Origin of the sequence: Halomonas sp. A29 (assembly GCF_046723295.1) — a bacterium.
GTDB lineage: Bacteria > Pseudomonadota > Gammaproteobacteria > Pseudomonadales > Halomonadaceae > Halomonas.
In genome coordinates, this window is the sequence record NZ_JAXQPR010000004.1 from 64733 (window position 1) to 87038 (window position 22306).

Sequence of the window (22306 nt, forward strand, 5' to 3'; positions counted from 1 at the left end):
TCAGAAGCGCACGCTGGGCGCCGCCTGGATCTCGGCGCTGTCATCGAACTCAAGCAGCGCTGCATCCTCACGATGACCCAGCGGCCCCGCCAACAAGACCGGCGGGAAGCTCTGCTTGTAGGTGTTGTACTGCATGACCGCGTCGTTGAAGGCTTGGCGTGCAAACGCCACGCGATTCTCGGTACTGGTAAGCGTCTCGGAGAGCTGGCGCATGTTGTCGGAGGCTTTGAGGTCGGGATAGGCTTCCATCACCACGTTGAGCCGCCCCAAGGCGGCACCCAGCGCCCCCTCGGCGCCGGCCAGCTCGGCCATGGCTCCGGGTTCGCCCGGACGGGCGGCAGCCGACTTCAAACCGGCCAGGGCGGCATTGCGCGCTTCGGTCACGGCGGTCAGTGTGTCGCGCTCGTGGGCCATGTAGGCCTTGGCGGTCTCCACCAGGTTGGGAATCAGGTCGTAGCGCCGTTTGAGTTGCACCTCGATCTGAGCAAAGGCGTTCTGATAGCGGTTCTTCAGCGCCACCAGGCGGTTGTAGATACTGGCTCCGTAGATCACCAGCAGCGCCAACACCACCAGAGTGACGATCACTGTCATGTTCATTCGCGTTCTCCTGTCCGCTGCCGTGGACCCCTTGCTTGATACGGGTCAAGGATGGTGCCTGCATTAGCGCCTGCTAACTGTCATAGGCCGATGGTATAGTGTGGCAGCCGCGCAGGCCAATCGCCCGCTGCATTGCGCCGCCAACGCTAGCCGCGACACCATTGCCCAACCGATATTGCCAGGGAGTCGGTCTTGGTAGAGCAGTTCAAGGATTTTCTTCACGCGCTTGCCCATGCCCTGCGCAACCTGCTGCCGATCATCATCGTGGTGGTGGCATTCCAGGCGCTACTGCTGCGCGAGTGGCCGGAGGGTGGGCTGAGCATGGCCGTGGGTCTGCTGATCGTGGCCGTCGGCGTGGCACTCTTTCTGCAGGGGCTCGAGCTCAGCATCTTCCCGGTGGGCAAACGGCTCGCCAACCAGTTCACCCGGCGCGGCTCCATGCCACTGCTGATGCTGTTCGGCTTTGCCATCGGTTTCTCGGCGGTAGTGGCAGAACCCGCCCTGATCGCCGTCGCCGAACAGGCCGCGATAATCAGCGAGGGACGCATCGATGCCCTGACGTTGCGACTGATCGTGGCAAGCTCCGTGGGGCTGGTGATGGCACTTGGCGTATTTCGCGTGATCCTGGGCCACCCGCTGCACTGGTACATGATCGTCGGCTACGTGGTGGTAGTGCTGGTGACCTTCTTCGCCCCCGAGGAGATCGTCGGCCTGGCCTACGATTCCGGCGGCGTCACCACCAATATCGTGACCGTGCCGCTGATCGCCGCGCTGGGCATCGGCCTGGCGTCTTCGATCCGTGGGCGCAATCCGCTGATCGACGGCTTCGGCCTGGTGGCCTTGGCGGTGATGGTGCCAATGATCAGCGTGCAGCTCTACGGCATCCTGGTCTATGCCGATCCGGGCACGCTGACCGGCGGCGCCGCTCAGCTACTCGCCGCGGATGACGTCGCGCAGCCGGCCGGCTGGGTGACGATGATTCTCGACCTGTTCGGCATGCTGCGCGACGTGCTGCCGATCATCCTGGTCATTCTGTTCTTCCAATACGCTGTGCTGCGCCACCCTCTGGCCAGCCCACTCAAGGTCGGTGTCGGCTTCGTCCTGGTGATCGTGGGACTCTACGCCTTCGTGGTGGGGCTCAAGCTCGGCCTGTTCCCGATAGGCCAGAGCATGGCCGCACAGCTGATCGGCTTCGACACCTGGCTGTGGGTCTACCTGTTCGCCTTCTGCATCGGCTTTGCCACCACCATGGCCGAGCCGGCGCTGATCGCCGTGGGCCAGCAGGCCGAAGAGGCCGCCGCAGGCAAGATCCAGGGCAACGTCATCCGTCTGCTGGTAGCGCTGGGCGTGGCCATCGGCATTACCATCGGTGTGCATCGCATCATCACCGGCGACTCGATCCACTACTACATCATCGGCGGCTATGTGCTGGTGATCCTGCTCACTGCATTGGCGCCTCGCTACATCGTAGCGCTGGCCTTCGACCTGGGCGGCGTGACTACCTCCGAAGTGACGGTACCCCTGGTTACCGCGCTGGGGATCGGGCTGGCCAGCCAGATCGATGGCCGCAACGTGTTGATCGACGGCTTCGGGCTGATCGCCTTTGCCTCGATCTTTCCTATCGTGACCGTAATGAGCTATGCCATTCTGATGGAAAAACTGGCGCAGCCGGGAGGCAAGACGACATGAAGTTTTCGCTGTTGGTCGCCATCGTGCCGGAAGATCTTGAGCAGGAGTGCATCGATGCCGCGACCGAGGCCGGGGCGGTCGGCATGACGCTGATGTCCGGCCGCGGTATCGGCGGTGAGCGCAAGAAGACCTTCTTCGGGCTGACCTACGAAGGCAGCCAGAGCATCATGCTGCTGACGCTGGAGAAGAGCCTCTCGCTGAGAGTGCTCAAGGCGATACGCCAAGTACTGAACCCGACCGGCGAGGACTCCCGCGGGCTGGTCATGACGCTGCCGGTGGAACATCTCGGCGGCATCGACATGGCGCAGGTCAAGCGCTTCGAAGAACGACTCAGGCAAGATGTCTGAGCGAATGGTTTGACGGAGAGAACGAAATGTTGGTCAAGGACATCATGAACCGCGACGTGGTGACGGTATCCCCCTTTGCCACCCTGCGCGATGCGCTGAGCCTGATGAAGCGTCACAATCTGAAAAGCCTGGTGGTGGAACAGCAGGATCCCCACGATGCCTGGGGGCTGATCACCTACACCAATATCCTCAAGACCATCGTCGCCGAGAACGGCGACATCGACCTGATCAACGTCTATGACGTCTGCGCCAAGCCCGCCATCGGGGTCGGTGAATCGCTGGACGTGCGCCACGTCGCCAGCTTGATGACCGACAGCGTAGTCAAACGTGTACTGGTACTGGACGACAACAAGTTGCTTGGCCTGGTCACCATGGATGATATCGTAGGCACCGTGCTCGACATGATCGAGTAAACCGACCGGACTCGCATATGCAAGATTTCTTCACCTGGCTAGGGCAGACACTGGGCGAGATCATTCGCTTCGTGGTCGACTTGCTGCTCGTCTTCTTCCAGAACCTGGGGGCTTCCGCCCGCGGCTTCTTCGACGGCCTGGCGAATTCGCTGGGTATCCCCGCCACCGTGATCAGCCTGGCGGTGCTGTTGCTCGGGCTGTGGTTGCTCTATCTCGCCCTGCGCGCCCTGCTGCGCCGCAGCCTGTTCGCCACCTTGATCTGGGCGGTGTTGGGCGTGACGGTGTTGAGCTGGTTGATCTATTGATGCTCCGCTGCGCTCGAAGCCCCATGAAAGGGTATCGAGCGCAGCGGAATTGGCTTGCTAGGCCAGGGCCTTTTCAATCACTTCATACACGTTCGGCGAGAGTTTCTCGGCGCGGATGCGTTCGAGCTCACCCTTCATCAGCTCCTGGCGCGATTCGTCGAAGCGGCGCCAGCGGGTCAGCGGCGTGATCAGGCGCGCGGCGATTTCCGGGTTGAGCCGGTTGAGCTCGATCACCACGTCGGTCAACAGCCGGTAGCCCTCGCCGTCGGCACGGTGGAAGTTGACCCGGTTCTGGTTGGCGAAGGTGCCGACCAGCGCCCGCACCTTGTTGGGATTCTTCAGCGAGAACGCCGGATGTGCCATCAAGTGCTTGACCCGGTCCAGGGCGTCCGCCTGCGGCCGGGTGACCTGGATGGCGAACCACTGATCCATCACCAGGGAGTCGTGAGCCCACTTCTCGCCGAAGGCACGCAGCGCGGGAGTCGCCAGGTCGTCACGGCTACTGTGGGTCAGCAGCGTCAACGCATGGCGCACGTCGGTCATGTTGTGATCGGCCTCGAACTGCCTGCGGGCAAGCTCGATGGCCTGCTCATCCTCGATCGCCATCAGGTAGGAGAGTGCCACGTTCTTCAGGCTGCGCCGTGCGATCTGCTCCGGCTCCGGCGCATAGGGTTCGTCGCTACGATTCTCCTCGTAGACGCGCAGCAATTCGTCGCGAAGGGTCGCGGCCAGCGACTGCTTGACGAAGACCCGCGCGGCGTGGATCGCCTCGACATCCACCAGCGGCTGCTGCTCGGCGATGTAAGCCTCGGAGGGCAGCGTCAGCATCTCGGCCAGTACCGCCTTGTCGTCGCTGCCGCGTTCCAGCAAGGCACGGAAAGCCTCGACCACGCGTGTGTCCATGACTTTTTCGACGCCATTTCGATGGGCGGCGATGAGGTCGTCCAGCGCCAGCATGGCCAACCGCTGACCCGCATCCCAGCGGTTGAAGCCGTCGGAATCGTTTGCCAACAGGAAAGCCAGGTCCTCGCGGCCGTAAGGAAAACGTAGCTGGACCGGCGCCGAAAAGCCGCGCAGCAGTGAAGGCACCGGCGCCTCACGGACGTTGGAGAAGACGAAGGTCTGCTCCGTCTCGTGCAGGTGGATCACAGCATCGCTGCCGAGCGACTCTCCATTCAGTGTCAAGGGCAGGTCGCGCCCCGATTTGGTGCCCACCAGGCCCATGCGCACGGGAATGTGCAACGGCTGCTTCTCGGGCTGACCAGGCGTCGCAGGCGTACGCTGACGCAGGGTCAGGTGGTACTCGGCATTGGCGTAGTCGTATTCACCGTAAGCGTCGATCTCCGGGGTGCCGGCCTGGGAGTACCACCGCATGAACTGAGAGAGATCCTGCCCAGACGACTCGGCCATGCACTCGACGAAGTTCTCGATGGTCACCGCTTGGCCATCGAAGCGTTCGAAGTAGAGGTCGCTGCCACGACGGAAGGCTTCCCAGCCCACCAGGTTGCACAGCATGCGTACCACCTCGGCGCCCTTTTCGTAGATGGTCAGGGTGTAGAAGTTGCCGATCTCGATGTAATGATCGGGGCGCACCGGATGAGCGGTAGGTCCGGCGTCCTCGGCGAACTGCGAGGTACGGAAGAATGACACGTCCTCGATGCGCTTGACCGGCGCCGAATTGACGTCGGCGGAGAAGCATTGGTCGCGAAAGACGGTGAAGCCCTCCTTGAGCGAGAGCTGGAACCAGTCGCGGCAGGTCACGCGGTTGCCCGACCAGTTGTGAAAATATTCGTGGGCCACGATGCTCTCGACCCGTTGGAAGGCGGCATCGGTGGCGGTGTGCGGGTGGGTCAGCACCGCCGATGAGTTGAAGATATTGAGCCCCTTGTTCTCCATGGCGCCCATGTTGAAGTCGTTGACCGCCACGATCATGAACAGGTCGAGGTCGTACTCGCGTCCGTAGGTCTCTTCGTCCCAGGTCATGGCGCGCTTGAGCGAAGCCATGGCGTGGTCGGTCTTGCCGAGGTTCTCCTCCTCGACCCAGATCTGCAGCGTGACCTCACGCCCACTCATGGTGGTGAAGCGATCCTCGACCTTCTCGAGGTCGCCGGCCACCAGGGCAAACAGGTAGCTGGGCTTGGGGAACGGATCGTCCCAGGTCACGAAGTGTCGCCCACCCGGCAGTTCGCCCCGCTCCACCGGGTTGCCGTTGGAGAGCAGCACCGGCTGGCTGCCCCTGTCTCCGATCACGGTGGTGGAGAAAGTGGCCATCACGTCCGGACGATCCGGATAGTAGGTGATGCGGCGAAAACCCTCGGCCTCGCACTGGGTGCAGTACATGCCGTTGGAAAGATAAAGCCCTTCCAGTGCCGTGTTCTCGCTGGGCGCGATCTCGACTTCCGTATCCAGGCGAAACTGCCTGGGTGGACGGTGGACGGTCAATCCGGCCTCGCTGAGCGAGTACTCGTCGTCGGCAAGCACCTGACCATCGATGGCGATCCGCTTGAGGATCAGCTGCTCACCATCGAGTTCTAGAGGCGCCTCACCTCCACTTTGCGGGTGGCGCTCCAGCTGCAGGCTCGCCTTGACCTTGGTCGCGGCGGGGTCAAGTTCGAAAGTCAGCTCGACATGGGTCACACGGTAGGCGGGCGGCCGGTAATCGTGACGGTAGGTCGGCTTGGGTTCAGACATCGGGGAGACTCCTGTCCATGATCGATGCCCATTGTACGGCTGCCGGCTCCCCAACCTCAAAGATGCTTGGCCTCAGCGACGCACGAGGCGCGCCGTCGACTCCGCCGCCGCGCTGCCGGGCTCAGGCCGGGTGACGATCCAGAGTCCCAGCAACGCCAGGCCGGCCACCAGCAGCAGCTTCAGCCAGACCAGGCTGAGGGTCACCAACAGCACCAGAATCGAGAAGGACAGCATCAGGCCGGCGATCCACTTGGCGTGGCGGGGTATGGCGCGTTCGCCCTCCCAGGCGACGACCGTGGGGCCGAAGCGCGGATGCTCGCGGATCCACAGGGCGAAGCGTGGCGAGCCACGCGAGGCGGCCCATACCGCCAGCAGCATGAAGCAGGTCGTCGGCATCAGTGGCACGAAGACGCCTACCACGCCGAGCGCGAAGCTGATCCAGGCCAGGGCGATATAGAGGCCGCGACGAAGCGATTGCATGCATGAAGCTCCAATTCAGGCTTTCCCTGCTGCTTCCATTGAAGCCCATCTCACCGGTGCAGGCCAATCGGCCATGCCTATGGCACTCTTAGAAAAAGAAAAGCTCGCCCGAAGGCGAGCTGTCGAATGCAAGCAGCGGCGGTGCTCAGTCGCGGAAGTTATCGAACTGCAGCGCCAGGTCGGGGCCACCCTCACCGCGCAGCATGGCGATGACGTCCTGCAGGTCGTCGCGCTTCTTGCCGGTAACCCGCACCTTCTCGCCCTGGATCTGTGCCTGGACCTTGAGCTTGCTGTCCTTGATGCGCTTGACGATGTCCTTGGCCTCCGCTTGCTCCAGGCCCTGCTTGAGCTTGACCTCCTGGCGGGCACGCACACCGGAAAGCTCGGGCGCCTGGATATCCATGCAGCGGGAATCGATGCCACGGGCAATCAATCGATTGCGCAGCACATCCAGCATCTGCTGGAGCTGGAAGTCGACTTCCGCCTCGAGCTGCACCGTGTCGCCGTTGAGCTCGAAGCTGGCCTTGACACCCTTGAAGTCGAAGCGACCCTGTATTTCACGGTTGGCCTGATCGACGGCATTGCTGGCTTCGTGCTTGTCGTACTCGGAAACGATATCGAAGGAAGGCATGGCGATGTCCTTGTTTGCCCAATCGTGCCGGGAAGTCTATCAGCCCGGGCCAATCCCTGCGCGCCTGGGCTCACCCTCCCGGGTCGGGTCTTCTTGTCGTGCAGAGACCTCGAGCACCTTGCTCATCTGCCAGCCCGCGCAGCCATCCTCATAGTAGTCGTCGAGCCAGCGCTCCAGCCTGAAACCCATGCGCCGGTATAGTCCCAGGGCGATGCGATTGTCCGCCCTGACCTCCAGGCCCAGCGCATCGACATCATGCTCGCCGGCAGTCCGCTCCAACGCCTCGAGCAGTTGGCGACCAAGGCCACTGCCCCGCGCCTCGGGATGAACGCAGAAGGAGTAGAGCCGGGCACGACGGCTGCCTCGTCGGAACAGCAGGGTGCCATAGCCGAGGAGTCGATTCCCGTCGACGGCGACGAGGGTCTCGGCATGAGCGCGATTCAACAGGTGCCAGAGCTGCCGACGGCTGAAAAGGTCGCCGCTGAAGGCCACCTGCTCCAAGCGAAAAAGTGCGTCCAGATCCTGAGGTTGGGCCTGGCGCAGAGTAACGGTCATGGGTCTCTCCGGGGCTGCGGTAGCAACACGGATGCAGTAGAAACAGGTCGTATCGACAGGCCTTGGACCGTCGCAATCATGAAATCATTTCACCTGTCGAAGCGCTTGTCGACAGGAAGTTGCAACGGCATGCTGGCCGCATCTCGCGACGCTACCGCCGCGTATCAACCGAACGGACCTCGCCCATGTGCCCCTTGCGTATCGTCGTCGATCGACAGGAAGACTGGCAGCCCTACTATCCCTCCGAGGACCTGATCAGCGCCGACGATTTCCTGGCCCTGGATCGACGCCATCGCAGCGCTGCCGACCAGGACCGCAGCACCCACGTGATCAACCTGTGCGGTGAACTCGACTACCTGGGCACCGGCTACTACGTTTCCCTGCTCGCCCAGGCACGCGGCCAGCGCGTTCTGCCCAGCGTGGAGACCCTCAACGAGCTGTCGCGCAAGGCCCTGGTCGACCTGCAGCTGGATACGCTGGCACCCTTGCTCGGCGAGCTGGCACGCCACGGCCGCCTTGCCGGCGACAGCGTGACCCTGCGGGTATTGTTCGGTGAATGCCGTGAACCCGAGCTGGCCCGGCTCGCCCGCAAGCTCTTCGAGCGCCTGCCTTGCCCACTGCTGGAGGCACGCCTGGTCCGTCGCCACGACCTGTGGCGGCTGGCCCGGCTCAAGCCGATCCCCCTGCGCGACCTGAATGCCGAGGAACAGGACCTGTTCGCCTCCGCGCTCAACCGCCACTCGCGCAAGGTGTGGCGGACGCCCAAGGCGCGCCGCCGCTATCGCTTCGACCTGGCGATCCTGGTCGACCCCAAGGAAACCATGCCGCCAAGCAACCGCAGCGCACTCAAGGCATTCATCCGCGCCGGGCGCAAGCTGGGTATCGACGTCTCGCTGATCACCCGGCGCGATGCGGGCCGGCTGGCCGAGTTCGACGGGCTCTTCATCCGCGAGACCACGGCGCTGGACCACCATACCTACCGCATGGCCCGGCTCGCCGAGCATGAGGGACTGGTGGTGATCGACTCTCCGCGGGACATCCTGCGCTGCACCAACAAGGTCTACCTTCACGCACTGCTGCGTGCCCGCGGCGTGCCTGCGCCCGAAGGCGTGCTACTGAAGCGGCGCGACCGACGACCACTGGCGGAGCGGGTTGCCGGACTCAGCTTCCCCTTGGTACTCAAGATCCCCGACGGCTCCTTCTCGCGCGGCATCGTCAAGATCGGCTCATTCGAACAGCTCGAACACGAAACCCGACGCTTGTTCGAGGATTCCGCCCTGCTGCTGCTGCAGGAGTGGCTACCGACCGAATACGACTGGCGTATCGGCATACTCGATGGCCAGGTACTGTTTGCCAGCCGCTATTACATGGCGCGTGGGCATTGGCAGATCTATGACCACTCGGGAGCCCGGGTAAAGAGCGGTGGCTTCACTACCCACGACCCCGCCGAGGTGCCTCCCACCGTGATCAGGGCCGCTCTGAAGGCCACCCGCTTGATCGGCAACGGGCTCTACGGCGTCGACATCAAGCAGGCCGGAAACCGCGTGGTGGTCATCGAGGTGAACGACAATCCCAACGTGGACGCCGGCATCGAGGATACCGTTCTCGGTCGACAGCTCTATGAACGCATCATGGGCGTCTTTCTCGCCCGCATGGAAGCCCGCGTTTCGACTCGGTCGGCTGAAGAGTGAGGTCTCGTAGGGTGTTCATGCCACCAATTACTGAACCAAACAAAACAAATCAATAAATTACCTCACTCTCCTCCACAAATGTCTCCATCAAGAGACAGTTCAACTCCTTGATCCACAAGGCTAAGCTCACTTCGGCCTACATATGTCTCTTATTACCGACAACTTGTGCCGTCCCATTCAATAACTATTTTCTCCATCTCTTGCCAAATCACTGACTGGAAACAGTGTTTTCCAGTTGGCGCAAATGTTGCGTACCTGGGATGGCACGCTAACTAAATTGACTCGGCCCTGTTCGTCATCGCTCCTCGTCCTCAACGGCATGGAGCGATGGCGACGATCGGATGAAACAGGGCGCAATGGCAAGGAGCGATGACGATCATGAGGATAACCATCTTCGGTTCTGGCTATGTAGGACTGGTAACCGGCGCCTGTCTGGCCGATGTCGGCCATCAAGTCATGTGTGTGGACATCGATGCTGAAAAGGTGGCTCTCCTGAATGGCGGCGAGGTGCCCATCTACGAGCCCGGCCTGGAGGAGCTGATTCGCAAGAACAAGGCCGCGGGACGCATCGAGTTCACCACCGACGCGGCCAAGGCCGTGGAATTCGGCCTGCTCCAGTTCATTGCCGTGGGCACTCCGTCCGACGAAGATGGCAGCGCAGATCTCAAGTACGTGCTGAAAGTCGCCGAGACCATCGGCCAGTACATGAACGACTACAAGATCGTCGTCGACAAGTCGACCGTGCCGGTGGGCACCGCCAGCAAAGTGGAGCGCACCGTTGCCATCGAGTTGGGAAAACGCGGTGCAAGCCTGGAGTTCGACGTCTGCTCCAACCCGGAATTCCTCAAGGAAGGCGCTGCCATCGAGGATTTCTCGCGCGGCTCGCGCATCGTCGTCGGCACCGACTCGGAGCGCGTCAAGCAGGCCATGCTGGAGTGCTACGGACCCTACAACCGTCAGCGCGACAAGATGATGTTCATGGGCGTGCGCAGCGCCGAGCTGACCAAGTACGCCGCCAACGCCATGCTGGCCACCAAGATCAGCTTCATCAACGAAATGGCCAACCTCGCCGAGCGTCTCGGCGCCGATGTTGAGGAAGTGCGTCACGGTATCGGTTCCGACCCACGCATCGGCTACAGTTTCATCTATCCCGGCTGTGGCTACGGCGGCTCCTGCTTTCCCAAGGACGTCAAGGCACTGGCCCACACAGCCGCGGAGATCGGCCATCCCGCTGAAATGATCCAGGCCGTGGAACGGGTCAATGCCCGGCAGAAGAACAAGCTGTTCGAGAAGCTCTGCCAGGCCTTCGACGGTCAACTGGCCGGCAAGACCATCGCCATTTGGGGCTTGGCCTTCAAGCCCAGCACCGATGACATGCGCGAAGCGCCCAGCCGAGCGTTGATGGAAGCCCTGTGGGATGCCGGTGCACGGGTGCATGCCTATGACCCGGAGGCATCCGACGAATGCCTCCGCCTCTACGGTGAACGCGATGACCTGGTGCTGGCTGAGCGCCGTGACGACACCCTGGAGGGAGCCCACGCCCTGGTCATCTGCACCGAGTGGAAGGCCTTTCGCACCATCGACTTCGCCGAGCTGTACGAAAAGCTCGAGGAGCCGGTACTGGTCGATGGCCGCAATCTGTTCCATCCCGAGACCGTCAAGGCTGCTGGGCTTGCCTACTACGCTATCGGCCGAGGTGACTCAGTGCGGCCCGTACTGGCCTGAGGAGCGACCATGGCCGCAACTCACCGAGACCCTACCACTGCCAGCCGCATCACGGAGCTGACGACATTCCTGTTCGGCCTGGCTCTGCTGGTCGTCATCATCAGCGAGCTGCCGTCGGACGTGTTCTCTCCCGAGTCGCAGAGCTTCTTCTTCGTCATCGGCGCAATCGGAGCCTGGCGGTACTCCTGGTGGGCAGTGCAGGCGGCACGCTCGACCTGGTACAACCGCATGGTCTTTCCACGCATGCGGGCCGAAGCCGATGCTGTCGGTGAGCTGGAGAAACCACCGGAATTGTTCGTGCTGTGCACCTCCTATCGCATCGAGGCTCAGGTCAATTTCCAGGTCTACGATGCCCTCATCCGGGAGGCGTACGAGTTCGGCGTGCCGACGACCATCTTCGCTTCCATCTCGGATCGAACCGACGTGGATGTCATCACCCACGTCATGGACAGCCACGGCTGGCCGAAGAACGTCGAAGTCCGCTACATGTTCCAGAAGGGGGACGGCAAGCGCTCGGCCATGGCCGAAGTACTGCGTGCGATCTCCCGGCGCCTGCCGTCGCCAGGCTCATTGCTGGTTTCGATGGATGGCGACATCCGGCTCGAACCGGGCACGCTTGCGCGCTCGCTCTCCTTCTTCCAGGCGCAGGACGACCTCGGCGCATTGACCACCAACAACCGCGCCGAAGTGACCGGCAACGATGCTACCCGCGAGTGGTACGACCTACGCTACGCGCAGCGCCACCTGATGATGAGTTCGATGTCGGTTTCGCGCCGTCTGCTGGTGCTGACCGGGCGCTACAGCGTGTTTCGCGCCGACCTGGCGACCCAGCCGGACTTCATCGAGCTGATCGAGAGCGACTATGTCGACCATTGGCGCTTCGGCAATTTCAAGTTCCTCTCGGGTGACGACAAATCCTCGTGGTACTGGTTGCTGAAGAACGGCTGGCGCATGCTCTACATCCCCGATGTCTACGTGACCGGGTTCGAGGAACTGCCCGATCGACGGCGTTTCTTCGCCTCGACCACCGACCTGATGCGACGCTGGTACGGCAATATGCTGCGTACCAGTAACCGGGCAATCGCCCTCGGGCCTCGCCCGATGGGCATGTTCACCTGGTGGAGCCTGGTAGACCAGCGCCTCTCCATGTGGACGACCCTGGTCGGGCCCACGGTGGTGACGCTGGTATCGCTGTTCATCAGGCCCTCGTTCCTCTTCGCCTACGTGCTGTGGATTCTCTTCACTCGTGGCATTGCCACCTCGATTCTGGCTTGGCAGCGCGGACGTTTCAGCCTGCTGTGGATTCCGCTGATCTATTACAACCAGGTCTGGGGCGCAATGCTGAAGACCTACGTCAGTTTCCGCTTCAACCGCCAGAAGTGGACTCGCCAGGGAATCTCCACGGGCGAGCCGAACGATCCGGTCGCGGCCAGCCGACAGCGCCGCATGGGCCATGTGCTGCATGGCTTCGCCTATGGCCTGCTGCTGTTCGCCCTGCTCCTCTCCACCGGCGTGATGGCTCCGCCGGACCGGGTATCGCTGCACATCGCCCGAGACCAGACATGGGAGCGCAACCGGGAGCCCGAGCGGATCGACCGCTGGCTCGGTTCGGCCCTGGCCGACAAGGCGCGCGACAGCGTGCAACTGCCACCCGGCCATTTCCGACTGGAGGGCGACCTGCTCGAGACCCTGCAACGGCACGCCCTGGCCCGGGATAAGCAGATCCTTGGCAACGCCGGAACCACGACGCTCGCGATCTCCCCGGCCCTGGCGGAGCTGATGCGCGGACCGGACGACGAACCGATTCAGAATGCCGCCCAGTGCACCGTCGATGCCAGTTGCCAGCTGGCCCTGCAGGAACATTACCTGACCCTTGTCGACGTACGACTCAGGGTCGAGCCCAATGCCCCGTCCGAAGTGGCAACGGCTAACCCTTGATGCATGGAGCGACCAACGGATGGCTGATCATTTTTCACACGACGACCCCAAGCGACATGAGCCTACCCTGGGAAGGACCCAATCGAACAGACGGCCCGACCCTGCCGCCGACCCTAATGCCGAGCATGACGGCATATGCCTGACCCAGGGCGACCGGCTGCAGCACGAGCGTCGCGACGAACGAGGCTACATTCGCGTTGCCCTTCCATTTCGCGTCGACCTCACCGACCGCGATACCGAGTTGAGCGGCAACGACGTTTCGTTGGGAGGGTTCTCCGCCCGCAGCCCACGCAGGTTCGAGCCGGGCGAGCGGATCTCCGCCTCGCTGCTGATGATGGCCGGTGCCACCGAACTGATCGTGCCACTGCAGGCCGAATGCCTGCGCTCAAGACCCGCCAGCGGCGGCGACGGCTTCGACACCAGCTTCGAAATCGTCGAGATCGAGCCGCAGCATCGCGAATTGCTGCGCCAGATCATTCGCAGTGCACTCAGCGGGCGCTCGCCGAACGTGGAAGGCCTCATGTCAGGCGAGGACCCCCAGACACCCCGCAAGCGCCAGGCGACCAGGCCCTTGCCGCCAGCACGCCCGCCCAAGCCGATGGGGCGCTACATTCTGCTGTTCGCTGCCATCGGCCTGCTGGTGCTGGTGGCGGCAGCCACGGCCTATCGCAACTTCATGCTGATCGAACCGAGCTTCGCTGCCGTCACCGCTCCGCGCATCGATATCCGGGCGCCCGGGCCGGGTATCCTCGGTGAACACGAGCTGACGGCCGGTGATCAGGTCGAGCGCGACCAGCTGTTGACCAATGTAGTCAACAGTGAGCTGGAATCGGACCTGATCCTGGCCGAGGCGGCACTGGACTACAACAACCGGCTGATCGAGAACCTGCAGGAGCACCTCGACGGCGGCATGCAGGAGGTCAGCCTGGCCAACTCGGCACAGCCTGCCAGTGGCGACACCACGACCTTCGAGTCGGTCTCGCCGGAGATCGCCCAGGCGCGTATCGAGCAATTCGAGACGGTGCGCGACTACGAGAGCTCCCGCATCGCTGCACTCGAGGCACGCGCAGCCAGCAACGACATCTACAGCCCCTGCGACTGCCTGGTGGCCTGGGCCCTGAGCAGTGCCGACGGCGTCTACATCAACGAAAGCGAGCGGATCATGACCCTGATCCGTACCGATGAGGACGACGTGTTGGTCGAGGCACTGGTGCACATGAACGACATCAGCCGCATCGAACCCGACCAGCAGGCCTACGTAACCCTGGCCAACGCCAACCAGCCCATTCGCGCGCGGGTGCGCAACGTCGCCCTCGACGTAGAACGCCAGCCACGTGCCGGCTTCCCCAGTTGGGTACGACAACAGCAAAACGTGGCCAGCGTGCTGCTGGTACCCGAGGAGCCACTGCCGGCCGAGAGCGTCGGCCAGCCGGTGGACGTGCGCTTTACCGAAGCACCGCTGCTGGGGGCCGCCTCGGAGCGAATCTGGCAGGGTGTGCGAACGGTCATCCAGTTCGGTGACGACATTTATCGCGCCGCCACGGAGGACAACGATGAGGCTACCGATGAAAGTTGAGTCCAGCCAGACGCCGCTTGGCGCCCTGTTGCTGCTGTTGCTGCCGCTAGCCACCGCCCATGCCGACGAAGCCGGGAATGCCCATGTCGGCATTCCCCAGGAAGAAGCCTGCTCGCAGCGCTACATGCAGGTCGAAACACCCCGCCCGCGCCAGGCCGCGGACGCTCATGCCGCCGTGCGACAGAACTTTCATACCAACCGCCACTGGGGCACCGAGGAGAACGTGGAACGTCTCGGCGCCGGACAGACCGGTATCGGCGAACCCGGCCTGCGGGTGCATTACCCCGCCGGCACCTCCTCACCGGGAGAGGACCCGGTGGGCGGGGCAGGCTTCTACAGCGATCCGCCTTCCATCAAGGGGGCCGATCGGGCCTGCCTAAGCTACATGGTCCGCTTTCCGACGGACTTCGACTTCGTGCGCGGCGGCAAGCTTCCAGGCCTCTATGGCGGCGAAGCACCTTCAGGGGGCGAGGATGTCGACGGCACCACGGGTTTCTCGATGCGTCTTATGTGGCGCGAAGAGGGAGAGGGCGAACTCTATCCCTATGTCGTCGGCTTCGAGGGCGACTCGGTGGGACGTGGCTCCTGGCGCTTCCCTTTGGGCCAGTGGGTCACCATCGAACAGGAGATAGTGCTCAACGACCCCGGCCAGGAAAACGGAATCGTCCGGCTCTGGGTCGATGGCCGTCCGGTGCTGGAGCAGCAGAACGTCGTCTATCGCACCACGCCGGCGATCACCATCGATGGGCTGATGTTTTCCACTTTCTTTGGCGGTACCGGCGAAGGGTGGCGTACACCGCGAGATCAGTACGTGGACTTTGCCGCCTTCCGCTTCTTCACGCCGCAGCCTTGACCACCGCGCATCCGAGCGCCAATGGAGCGACGCCGATCATGCCCCTTGCCGTAGCAAAAGGATTTCCCGCAAGAGTGCTGTGCACGTTCACCCTCGTCCTGCTGGCGATGGGGAGCATTGCCGCAGCGGCCGACACGCTCTCACGGGAAGAGCGCATGGAACTCGACCTCTCGGAGTACCGGGTCACCGATCCCGATGCCGGATACTTCGATGTCGAAGCACGCATGGATCTGCTGGACGAGACCAACAACTCGATCCTGTTGCAACTGAAGGACGAGCTCTCCACGGGCCACAGCTGCCAACAGAAGCTCAACTTCGAGCCCATCACCACACGCGGGGGGATTCCGGGCTTCTATCCCAACCCCGAGGAGTGGGAGCTGGCCACCGAACCGCTCTTCGCCTTCGAGGATAGCGTGTCGGTACTGGCCGGAGCTTTCATTGCCACTGGCGATACCTTCTACGCCGACTGCTTGGTGCGCTACCTGAACGGCTGGGCCGAGGCCAAGGCACTGACCACCTTCGTCTTCGACCCGAACGACCCTCAGGCCTGGTTCGCCACGGAGTCGATGCTGTTCGCCGCCGCCATGGCCTACTCCATCGTGCGCCCCTACGTAGATGGCTTCGAGGAAGAGCGCGCCGAAGTCGAGCAGTGGCTGCACGGTCTCGCCCTGCAGCACTCGGCGTTTCCCGGCGAGCCGGAGGAGAGCTGCTGCAACAACCATTTCTATCGTCGTGCCCTCTACGCCAGCATGATCGGCGTTCTGGTGGAGGACGACGATCTTTTCCGCTTCGGTGTCAGCGCCATCTATTCGGCGCTGCATGACATGACAGAGAACGGGGCCCTGCCCCTCGAGGTGGGTCGCGGCCGACGTGCGACCCACTACCAGAACTATGCGCTGAACTACCTGATCACCAACATGCAGATCATTCAGCGTCAGGGTTACGACATCTTCGACCTGGAATACGAGGGCAAGAATATCCATGACGCCGTCGATTTTCTGTTCCAGATCCTCGACAGCCCTGAAGAGCTGGGCGACTACGCTCCGCTGGAGCAGTTCACCGGCTTCCTGCGCGATCCCCAGTATTTCACCTGGATGGATATCTACCTCACCCACTTCGACCATCCGCAGATGGCCGATTTCGTTACCCGGGTTCGCCCCACTTACAACCGTAGTGCAGGCGGCTTCATGACACTCTACTTCATGGATCCCGAGGCCCAGCAGCACATCCACATGGACGAGGAGCGGCGACGTACCGAAGCCTTCCGCGGCCTGAGCAACTGAGGAAGCAACCACACCACAGAGGGGAACACATGGAATACATGACGAACAGGACTCGGCTCGTCCCCTCGCTGCGGCTGACCGCAGCGGTCACCTTGTCGGCATGGCTGGTCGGTTGCGCGGCCACTACCGATGAGCCACCCGGCGGCGAGCACGCGCACGGTATTCCCGAAGCGCACGCGGCCTGGTTTGCCGACGGCTTTGAAGCCGACATCGAGACGACGGACTGGGATCGTATCAACCGGGCACAGGATTTCATCGAGGAGGAGCGCTACGACGAGGCCATCGAACACCTGCAGCCCCTGATCAATCGTGACGTGCCGCCCGCTTATTACGAGATGGCCAAGCTCTACGACCAAGGGCTCGGCGTCGAGGAGGACCCCGCCGAAGCGGCCCGTCTCTACGGCCTGGCCATCGAGACGCCCTCCTCCGTGCGTGGCCATGCTTCCCTGAACCTCGCCCGGCTCTACCTCGAAGGCAGAGGCGTCGAGCGCAACGACGCGTTGGCCTACTACCTGCTCTGGCAAGCCAAGGAGGCAGATCTCGACCGCACCGCCGAAGTCCTGCTCGCCGACCTGCTTGCCGAAGGGGGCGAAGGCGTCGAGGCCGACCCGGAGCTGGCCCGCCGGCTCTATGAACAGGCCGCCGCGCAAGGTCAACAGCAGGCGCTGCAAGCCCTGGCCGAGGCCCACGCCCCGGACGGCTGGCTGGAAGAGGATCCGGCTCAGGCCATGGACTACGCCCAGCGCCATGCCGAGGTGCTCCAGGCCAGCGCGCAGCAGGGCGACATTGACGCCATGCAGCAGTTGGCTTCGCTCTACTCGGAGGAGGGCCTCCTCGGCGACCAGCCTGACCAGCGCATTCACTGGCTACGCCAGGCGGCCCAGGCTGGCGACCTCGACGCCCTCGCCCACGCCGGCCGTGACATGGCTGAGGCCGGCAACCAACAGCAGGGCATCGAGCTGCTGGAAGATGCCGCCCGCCAGGGCCACGTCGACGCCATGACCTCCCTGGGACAGGCACTGCTCGAACCCGAAACCGGTCGCCCGGAGCCCGTACGCGCCGAGCGCTGGCTGCGCGAAGCGATCGAGGCCGGATCGATCGACGCTCGGGTGATCCTCGGCAGTGCCCTGGTCGAAGGTCAGGGAGGCCTCAACGATCTCCCCCGCGGCATGGGCCTGCTGGAGCAAGCAGCCGAGCATGACCACCTGCTGGCGCTGGCCCAGTTGGGCTCGCTCTATCTCGACGACGAACGTATCGCCGGCCAACCCTACATTGCCGTCGACTATCTCGAGCGCGCCCATGAACTCGGCCACCCGTGGGCGACCCAGCAACTGGGCGAGGCCTATCTCAAGGGTCGCGGAGTGCCGGAGGATCCTTTGCGCGGTGAGGAATTGCTGCGCCAGGCCGCCGAGCGTGGACAGCCGGGAGCCATGAGGCTGCTGGGTGAAGCCTACCTGGACGAAGAGAGCCTTGCCTTCGAACCCAGCCGCGGCGAGGAGCTGCTGCGCCAGGCCGCCCAGGACGGCGACTTGACTGCCATGACCCTGCTCGGAGAGGCCTATCTGGAGGGGCCACTGAGAGAGGATCCCTACCAGGGGATTCAGCTTCTGACCCAGGCCGCCGGGCAAGGCGACGCCTACGCCATGGTGGTGTTGGGCCGTGCCTATCGCAATGGCAACGGCGTGGAGCGAGACCTGGGCGAGGCCAACCTCTGGCTGACGCGAGCCCAGGAGGCGGGACACGAATCCGCCGACGATGCGCTCACCCACGTGCAGCGCGACCTGGGCGCCCAGGGCAATATCGAAGCACTCGTCGCCGCTGCGGAAGACGGCCATCCCGGCGCCATGGCCGACCTCGGCCGTGCCTTTCTCGACGGTGAAGGTGTGCAGCAGGACCAGGGCCAGGCCGAGTACTGGCTGGGGCAGGCTCACCAGGCGGGCCATGCCGGCGCCGCGGCAAGCCTTGGCCGGATGTACATGGACCGGGGCGACAACGAACGTGGCATCGACTACCTGGAAGCCGCCGTATCAGGGGGCCACGATGGCGCACGCGCCGACTTGGGCGAAGCCTACCTGACTGGCAACCACGTCGCGCAGGATGTGGAGCGCGGCCTGGAACTGCTGACCGCCGCCGCCGAGTCGGGCTCGCCGCATGCTGCCTTCATGCTGGCCGAGGCCTACCAGCACGGCGACGGCGTGGAGCAGGACGCAGAGCAGGCCGAACGCTGGTACCGCCAGGCCAGCGATGCCGACGTCCCTTATGCACGTGCAGCGCTGGGGCTTGCCCTGATGCGGGGAGAGGGAGCCATCGACCAGGACGTCGAACAGGGTCACGAGCTGCTGCTCGACGCCGCCGAACAGGGTCATCCCGGCGCCCAGGCCTCCCTCGGCCGCGAATATCTGCGTGGCGACAACCTCGAGCGCGACCCCGAGCGCGGCGCCAACTACCTCTATGAAGCGGCGAGCCAAGGGCATCGTAGCGCGCGCCTCGCCCTGGCCCAGGCTTACCTTTCGGCTCGCGGATTGGAGCAGGCCAACCAGCAGCAGGCCCTACTCTGGCTCGATGACGTCTTCGAGAGCGAGGGGCAACTCGCCATCGAGACTCTGCGTCAACTGCTCACCGATGAGGAAGCCATCGCCGCCGCTGGTGAAGTGGACGTCGAGGATTGAGCGTTCCTGGGGCGGCAGAGGATATGTTACGCCCCGATACGACAAGGCCGGCACCTGAATGCCGGCCTTGTCTTTATCATCCCACGCGCTACATGTCGCGCCGGGGAGGGTCAACCCTCGAACGGGTTCCGCAGCACGATGGTTTCGTTACGGTCCGGACCGGTGGAGACGATATCGATCGAAGTGCCCACCTTCTCCTCCAGGTAGCTGATATAGGAGCGGGCGTTGGCCGGCAGGTCCTCTATGCGCTTGGCCCCCAGGGTCGATTCGCTCCAGCCGGGCAGATCTTCGTAGAGCGGCTCGACCGCCTCGTAGCCCTCGGAGTCGACCGGATTGTCGAGCACCTCGCCATCCTTGCTGCGATAGCCGACGCAGACCCGAATGTTCTCGAGCCCATCGAGCACGTCGAGCTTGGTCAGGCAGATGCCCGAGACCGAGTTGATCTGTACCGCATGGCGCAGCGCCACGGCATCGAACCAGCCACAGCGCCGCGGGCGCCCGGTGGTGGCACCGAACTCATGGCCACGCTCGGCCAGGTGTCGGCCGTGCTCGTCGAACAGCTCGGTGGGGAACGGACCGGAGCCGACGCGGGTGGTATAGGCCTTGGTGATACCGAGCACATAGTCAAGATAGAGCGGCCCGACGCCGGAACCGGTGGCGGTGCCGCCGGCAGTGGTGTTGGAGCTGGTGACGAACGGATAGGTGCCATGGTCGATGTCCAGCAGTGAGCCCTGGGCACCTTCGAAGAGGATGTTCTCACCGGCGCGGCGCAGCTCGTGAACCAGGCTCACCGTATCGCACACCATCGGACGCAGTTCCTCTGCCATTTCCATGGCCTCGTCGAGGATCTGCTGGAAGTCCACCGCCTTCTCGCCGTGGTAATTCACCAGCACGAAGTTGTGATAGTCGAGCACCTCGCCCAGCTTGGAGGCGAAACGCTCGCGATGCAGCATGTCGCCCAGGCGCAGGCCGCGGCGCGCCACCTTGTCCTCGTAGGCCGGGCCGATACCGCGACCGGTGGTGCCGATCTTGGCTACACCACGGGCTTTCTCACGAGCCAGGTCCAGGCGCACGTGGTAAGGCAGGATCAGCGGGCAGGCCGGAGAGAGCCGCAGCCGCTCGCGCACCGGCACGCCCTTGCCCTCGAGCTCGCGGATCTCCTTGATCAACGCCTCGGGGGACAGCACCACGCCGTTACCGATGACGCAGGTCTTGTCCTGACGCAGGATGCCGGAGGGGATCAGGTGCAGCACGGTCTTCTCACCATCGATGACCAGCGTATGCCCGGCATTGTGCCCGCCCTGGAAACGCACCACCGCCGCGGCGGATTCGGTCAGCAGGTCGACCACCTTGCCCTTGCCTTCATCACCCCACTGTGTGCCCAGTACGACTACGTTCTTGCCCATTGTGTCTCGTCTCTCGTGTCAGCGCTGCGTATGCGCGCATCGATCATCCGGCCCGCGGGCCGCGCTCGTCTTCCGGCCCGCTGCCGGTATCGTTCAAGTCAGGCGTCAGCGCGTGCCAACACCTAGAGTGCTTCCGTCTGCCAACGTCCATCGACCAGGACCAATCGCAGACTGCAGCGGTGCGCCTCGGGAGGCGTGGTCTGCCCCGGCAATGCCTGTACCACCCGGTGGCCGCCGTCGCGTAGCGCGGCGATCGCCTCCGCGACGCCCTCTCCGCTAACCGGCGCCCAGATACCGTCGCAGGCCGGCTCGCTCTGTACCAGCGTGGCGAGCAGCTTCAGGTCCATCGAAAACCCGGTAGCGGGACGAGCTCGACCGAAGACACGCCCGGTATCGTCATAGCGTCCGCCCTTGGCCAGAGCCTGGCCATATCCCGGCACGAAGGCCGCGAACATCATCCCGGTGTGGTACTGATAGCCACGCAGCTCCGCCAGGTCGAAATAGAGCTCCACCTCGGGGTGCTCTTCCGCTACTCCCTGGTGCAGCGATCTGAGCTGCGCCAGGGCCTCGCCGACGGCGGCCGGCGCACCGGCGAAGGCATCCTTGGCACTGTCCAGCACTTCCGGGCCACCGTGCAGGCAACCAAGCGCCTGGAACATCTGCGCCAGAGCGGGATCGCCCACGCTTGCCTCGACCTGCTCGGCCAGGGCCCCGGGCGACTTGAGCTCGAGCGCCTCGAACAGTGCTCGCTCCTGATCGGGTCCCAAGGCAGCCGCCTGTACCAGGCTACGATAGATGCCGATATGGCCCAACGCCAAGTGCAGCTCACCGGCACCCGCCGCCTTGAGACTCAGCAGCGCCAAGCGCAGGATCTCGAGGTCCGCTTCGAGGCCTGCATGACCGAACAGCTCGACGCCGACCTGGACCGGACTGCGCCCTCCCTGATGCTGATCGGCCTTGGCCCGCAGCACGTTGGTACAGTAGCACAGCCTGGCCGGCCCCTGGTGACGCATGGAGTGGGCGTCCATGCGCGCCACCTGGGGCGTCACGTCAGCGCTCACTCCCATCAGGCGACCGGTGAGTTGATCGGTCAGCTTGAAGGTTTGCAGGTCCAGGTCGGTACCGGTACCGGTCAACAGGGAATCGAGGAATTCCACCGGAGGCGGCATTACCTGGTCGTATCCCCAGCGGTAGTAAAGGTCGAGCAGCGTGCGACGCAGCTCTTCCATGCGGCTCGCCTGGGGCGGCAGCACTTCATCCATGCCGTCGGGCAACAGCCAGCGGTCAGCAATGGTCATGTCGTCAATCCTGCAAGGCGATTTGGGCGGGCAAAAAAAGACTCTGATGGCAAAAATGGCCCACAAAAAAACCGGGCCACGCCCGGTTCAAGGATTCTATCACGTTTGGCGGCAGGTTGAACCCCACCGACCCAGTCAAGAAGATCGGCCGCGAGCGGC

General features: G+C 63.7%; 18 protein-coding genes. 11 read left to right on the forward strand and 7 right to left on the reverse strand.

All coding sequences use genetic code 11. The features are described from left to right. Nucleotides 1-597 carry a LemA family protein gene (locus tag SPH52_RS08655; RefSeq protein ID WP_411794616.1) on the reverse strand — a complete coding sequence of 199 codons (597 nt, stop codon included), beginning with the start codon at nucleotides 595-597 and terminating at the stop codon, nucleotides 1-3. Nucleotides 598-789: 192 nt separating this feature from the next. On the opposite strand from SPH52_RS08655, the gene SPH52_RS08660 reads away from it, so the two are divergent. Genes SPH52_RS08660 through SPH52_RS08675 form a run of 4 tightly spaced genes read left to right on the forward strand, consistent with a single transcriptional unit; the run spans nucleotide 790 to nucleotide 3351 of the window. After that, nucleotides 790-2286: a DUF1538 domain-containing protein gene (locus tag SPH52_RS08660; RefSeq protein WP_411794617.1), complete on the forward strand. Its 1497-nt coding sequence runs from the start codon at nucleotides 790-792 to the stop codon at nucleotides 2284-2286. Beyond that, complete coding sequence (locus SPH52_RS08665; protein WP_411794618.1) at nucleotides 2283-2633, forward strand: P-II family nitrogen regulator; 351 nt, start codon at nucleotides 2283-2285, stop codon at nucleotides 2631-2633. Before SPH52_RS08660 ends, SPH52_RS08665 begins: the two co-directional genes overlap by 4 nt. Nucleotides 2634-2659: 26 nt before the next feature. Continuing rightward, entirely contained in the window at nucleotides 2660-3046 is a 387-nt protein-coding gene (locus tag SPH52_RS08670; protein ID WP_010627336.1) for a CBS domain-containing protein, read from the forward strand. A gap of 17 nt (nucleotides 3047-3063) precedes the next feature. After that, the gene (locus SPH52_RS08675; protein ID WP_411794619.1) at nucleotides 3064-3351 is read left to right on the forward strand and encodes a hypothetical protein; all 288 of its coding nucleotides are present in this window, start codon (nucleotides 3064-3066) and stop codon (nucleotides 3349-3351) included. Between the two features lie 57 nt (nucleotides 3352-3408). Here SPH52_RS08675 and pepN read toward each other — a convergent pair whose 3' ends face one another. The 4 genes from pepN to SPH52_RS08695 form a co-directional block, all read right to left on the reverse strand. Next, nucleotides 3409-6042 (reverse strand): aminopeptidase N, encoded by a 2634-nt coding sequence (gene pepN / locus SPH52_RS08680; protein WP_411794620.1) that lies wholly within the window; start codon nucleotides 6040-6042, stop codon nucleotides 3409-3411. Nucleotides 6043-6114: 72 nt separating this feature from the next. Continuing rightward, entirely contained in the window at nucleotides 6115-6522 is a 408-nt protein-coding gene (locus SPH52_RS08685) for a YbaN family protein (RefSeq protein ID WP_411794621.1), read from the reverse strand. A 145-nt stretch (nucleotides 6523-6667) separates the two neighbouring features. Then, nucleotides 6668-7153 (reverse strand): YajQ family cyclic di-GMP-binding protein, encoded by a 486-nt coding sequence (locus tag SPH52_RS08690; protein WP_411794622.1) that lies wholly within the window; start codon nucleotides 7151-7153, stop codon nucleotides 6668-6670. 39 nt (nucleotides 7154-7192) lie between these two features. Continuing rightward, nucleotides 7193-7708 carry a GNAT family N-acetyltransferase gene (locus tag SPH52_RS08695; RefSeq protein ID WP_411794623.1) on the reverse strand — a complete coding sequence of 172 codons (516 nt, stop codon included), beginning with the start codon at nucleotides 7706-7708 and terminating at the stop codon, nucleotides 7193-7195. A 185-nt stretch (nucleotides 7709-7893) separates the two neighbouring features. Here SPH52_RS08695 and SPH52_RS08700 point away from each other — a divergent pair, with 185 nt between their 5' ends. The 7 genes from SPH52_RS08700 to SPH52_RS08730 all read left to right on the forward strand — a co-directional run bounded on the left by SPH52_RS08700 (nucleotide 7894) and on the right by SPH52_RS08730 (nucleotide 19443). Then, on the forward strand, nucleotides 7894-9399 hold the full coding sequence (locus SPH52_RS08700) for a RimK family protein (RefSeq protein WP_411794624.1): 1506 nt from the start codon (nucleotides 7894-7896) through the stop codon (nucleotides 9397-9399). A gap of 378 nt (nucleotides 9400-9777) precedes the next feature. Next, nucleotides 9778-11124, forward strand: a complete 1347-nt coding sequence (locus tag SPH52_RS08705) for a UDP-glucose dehydrogenase family protein (RefSeq protein ID WP_411794625.1) — start codon at nucleotides 9778-9780, stop codon at nucleotides 11122-11124. Nucleotides 11125-11133: 9 nt separating this feature from the next. Next, nucleotides 11134-13062: a glycosyltransferase gene (locus tag SPH52_RS08710; protein ID WP_411794626.1), complete on the forward strand. Its 1929-nt coding sequence runs from the start codon at nucleotides 11134-11136 to the stop codon at nucleotides 13060-13062. Nucleotides 13063-13081: 19 nt separating this feature from the next. Further along, nucleotides 13082-14638 carry an HlyD family efflux transporter periplasmic adaptor subunit gene (locus SPH52_RS08715; protein WP_411794627.1) on the forward strand — a complete coding sequence of 519 codons (1557 nt, stop codon included), beginning with the start codon at nucleotides 13082-13084 and terminating at the stop codon, nucleotides 14636-14638. After that, a complete protein-coding gene (locus SPH52_RS08720; RefSeq protein WP_411794628.1) occupies nucleotides 14628-15491 on the forward strand; it encodes a polysaccharide lyase in 864 nt (287 codons plus the stop codon). The genes SPH52_RS08715 and SPH52_RS08720 overlap by 11 nt, the downstream gene beginning before the upstream one ends. A 38-nt stretch (nucleotides 15492-15529) precedes the next feature. Beyond that, on the forward strand, nucleotides 15530-16774 hold the full coding sequence (locus SPH52_RS08725; RefSeq protein ID WP_411794629.1) for an alginate lyase family protein: 1245 nt from the start codon (nucleotides 15530-15532) through the stop codon (nucleotides 16772-16774). A 38-nt stretch (nucleotides 16775-16812) separates the two neighbouring features. Further along, complete coding sequence (locus SPH52_RS08730) at nucleotides 16813-19443, forward strand: tetratricopeptide repeat protein (protein WP_411794630.1); 2631 nt, start codon at nucleotides 16813-16815, stop codon at nucleotides 19441-19443. 110 nt (nucleotides 19444-19553) lie between these two features. On the opposite strand, the gene SPH52_RS08735 is transcribed toward SPH52_RS08730, so the two are convergent. Further along, entirely contained in the window at nucleotides 19554-20849 is a 1296-nt protein-coding gene (locus SPH52_RS08735) for an adenylosuccinate synthase (protein WP_411794631.1), read from the reverse strand. Between the two features lie 122 nt (nucleotides 20850-20971). Further along, nucleotides 20972-22147, reverse strand: coding sequence for an ATP phosphoribosyltransferase regulatory subunit (locus tag SPH52_RS08740; RefSeq protein ID WP_411794632.1), 1176 nt, complete (start codon nucleotides 22145-22147; stop codon nucleotides 20972-20974). Nucleotides 22148-22306: the final 159 nt, after the last annotated feature.

Coding starts and splice junctions, on each gene's coding strand:
- SPH52_RS08655 (WP_411794616.1), bottom strand. CDS start 597: ATGAACATGACAGTGATCGTCACTCTGGTGGTGTTGGCGCTGCTGGTG.
- SPH52_RS08665 (WP_411794618.1), top strand. CDS start 2,283: ATGAAGTTTTCGCTGTTGGTCGCCATCGTGCCGGAAGATCTTGAGCAG.
- SPH52_RS08670 (WP_010627336.1), top strand. CDS start 2,660: ATGTTGGTCAAGGACATCATGAACCGCGACGTGGTGACGGTATCCCCC.
- SPH52_RS08675 (WP_411794619.1), top strand. CDS start 3,064: ATGCAAGATTTCTTCACCTGGCTAGGGCAGACACTGGGCGAGATCATT.
- pepN (WP_411794620.1), bottom strand. CDS start 6,042: ATGTCTGAACCCAAGCCGACCTACCGTCACGATTACCGGCCGCCCGCC.
- SPH52_RS08685 (WP_411794621.1), bottom strand. CDS start 6,522: ATGCAATCGCTTCGTCGCGGCCTCTATATCGCCCTGGCCTGGATCAGC.
- SPH52_RS08690 (WP_411794622.1), bottom strand. CDS start 7,153: ATGCCTTCCTTCGATATCGTTTCCGAGTACGACAAGCACGAAGCCAGC.
- SPH52_RS08695 (WP_411794623.1), bottom strand. CDS start 7,708: ATGACCGTTACTCTGCGCCAGGCCCAACCTCAGGATCTGGACGCACTT.
- SPH52_RS08700 (WP_411794624.1), top strand. CDS start 7,894: ATGTGCCCCTTGCGTATCGTCGTCGATCGACAGGAAGACTGGCAGCCC.
- SPH52_RS08705 (WP_411794625.1), top strand. CDS start 9,778: ATGAGGATAACCATCTTCGGTTCTGGCTATGTAGGACTGGTAACCGGC.
- SPH52_RS08710 (WP_411794626.1), top strand. CDS start 11,134: ATGGCCGCAACTCACCGAGACCCTACCACTGCCAGCCGCATCACGGAG.
- SPH52_RS08715 (WP_411794627.1), top strand. CDS start 13,082: ATGGCTGATCATTTTTCACACGACGACCCCAAGCGACATGAGCCTACC.
- SPH52_RS08720 (WP_411794628.1), top strand. CDS start 14,628: ATGAAAGTTGAGTCCAGCCAGACGCCGCTTGGCGCCCTGTTGCTGCTG.
- SPH52_RS08725 (WP_411794629.1), top strand. CDS start 15,530: ATGCCCCTTGCCGTAGCAAAAGGATTTCCCGCAAGAGTGCTGTGCACG.
- SPH52_RS08730 (WP_411794630.1), top strand. CDS start 16,813: ATGACGAACAGGACTCGGCTCGTCCCCTCGCTGCGGCTGACCGCAGCG.
- SPH52_RS08735 (WP_411794631.1), bottom strand. CDS start 20,849: ATGGGCAAGAACGTAGTCGTACTGGGCACACAGTGGGGTGATGAAGGC.
- SPH52_RS08740 (WP_411794632.1), bottom strand. CDS start 22,147: ATGACCATTGCTGACCGCTGGCTGTTGCCCGACGGCATGGATGAAGTG.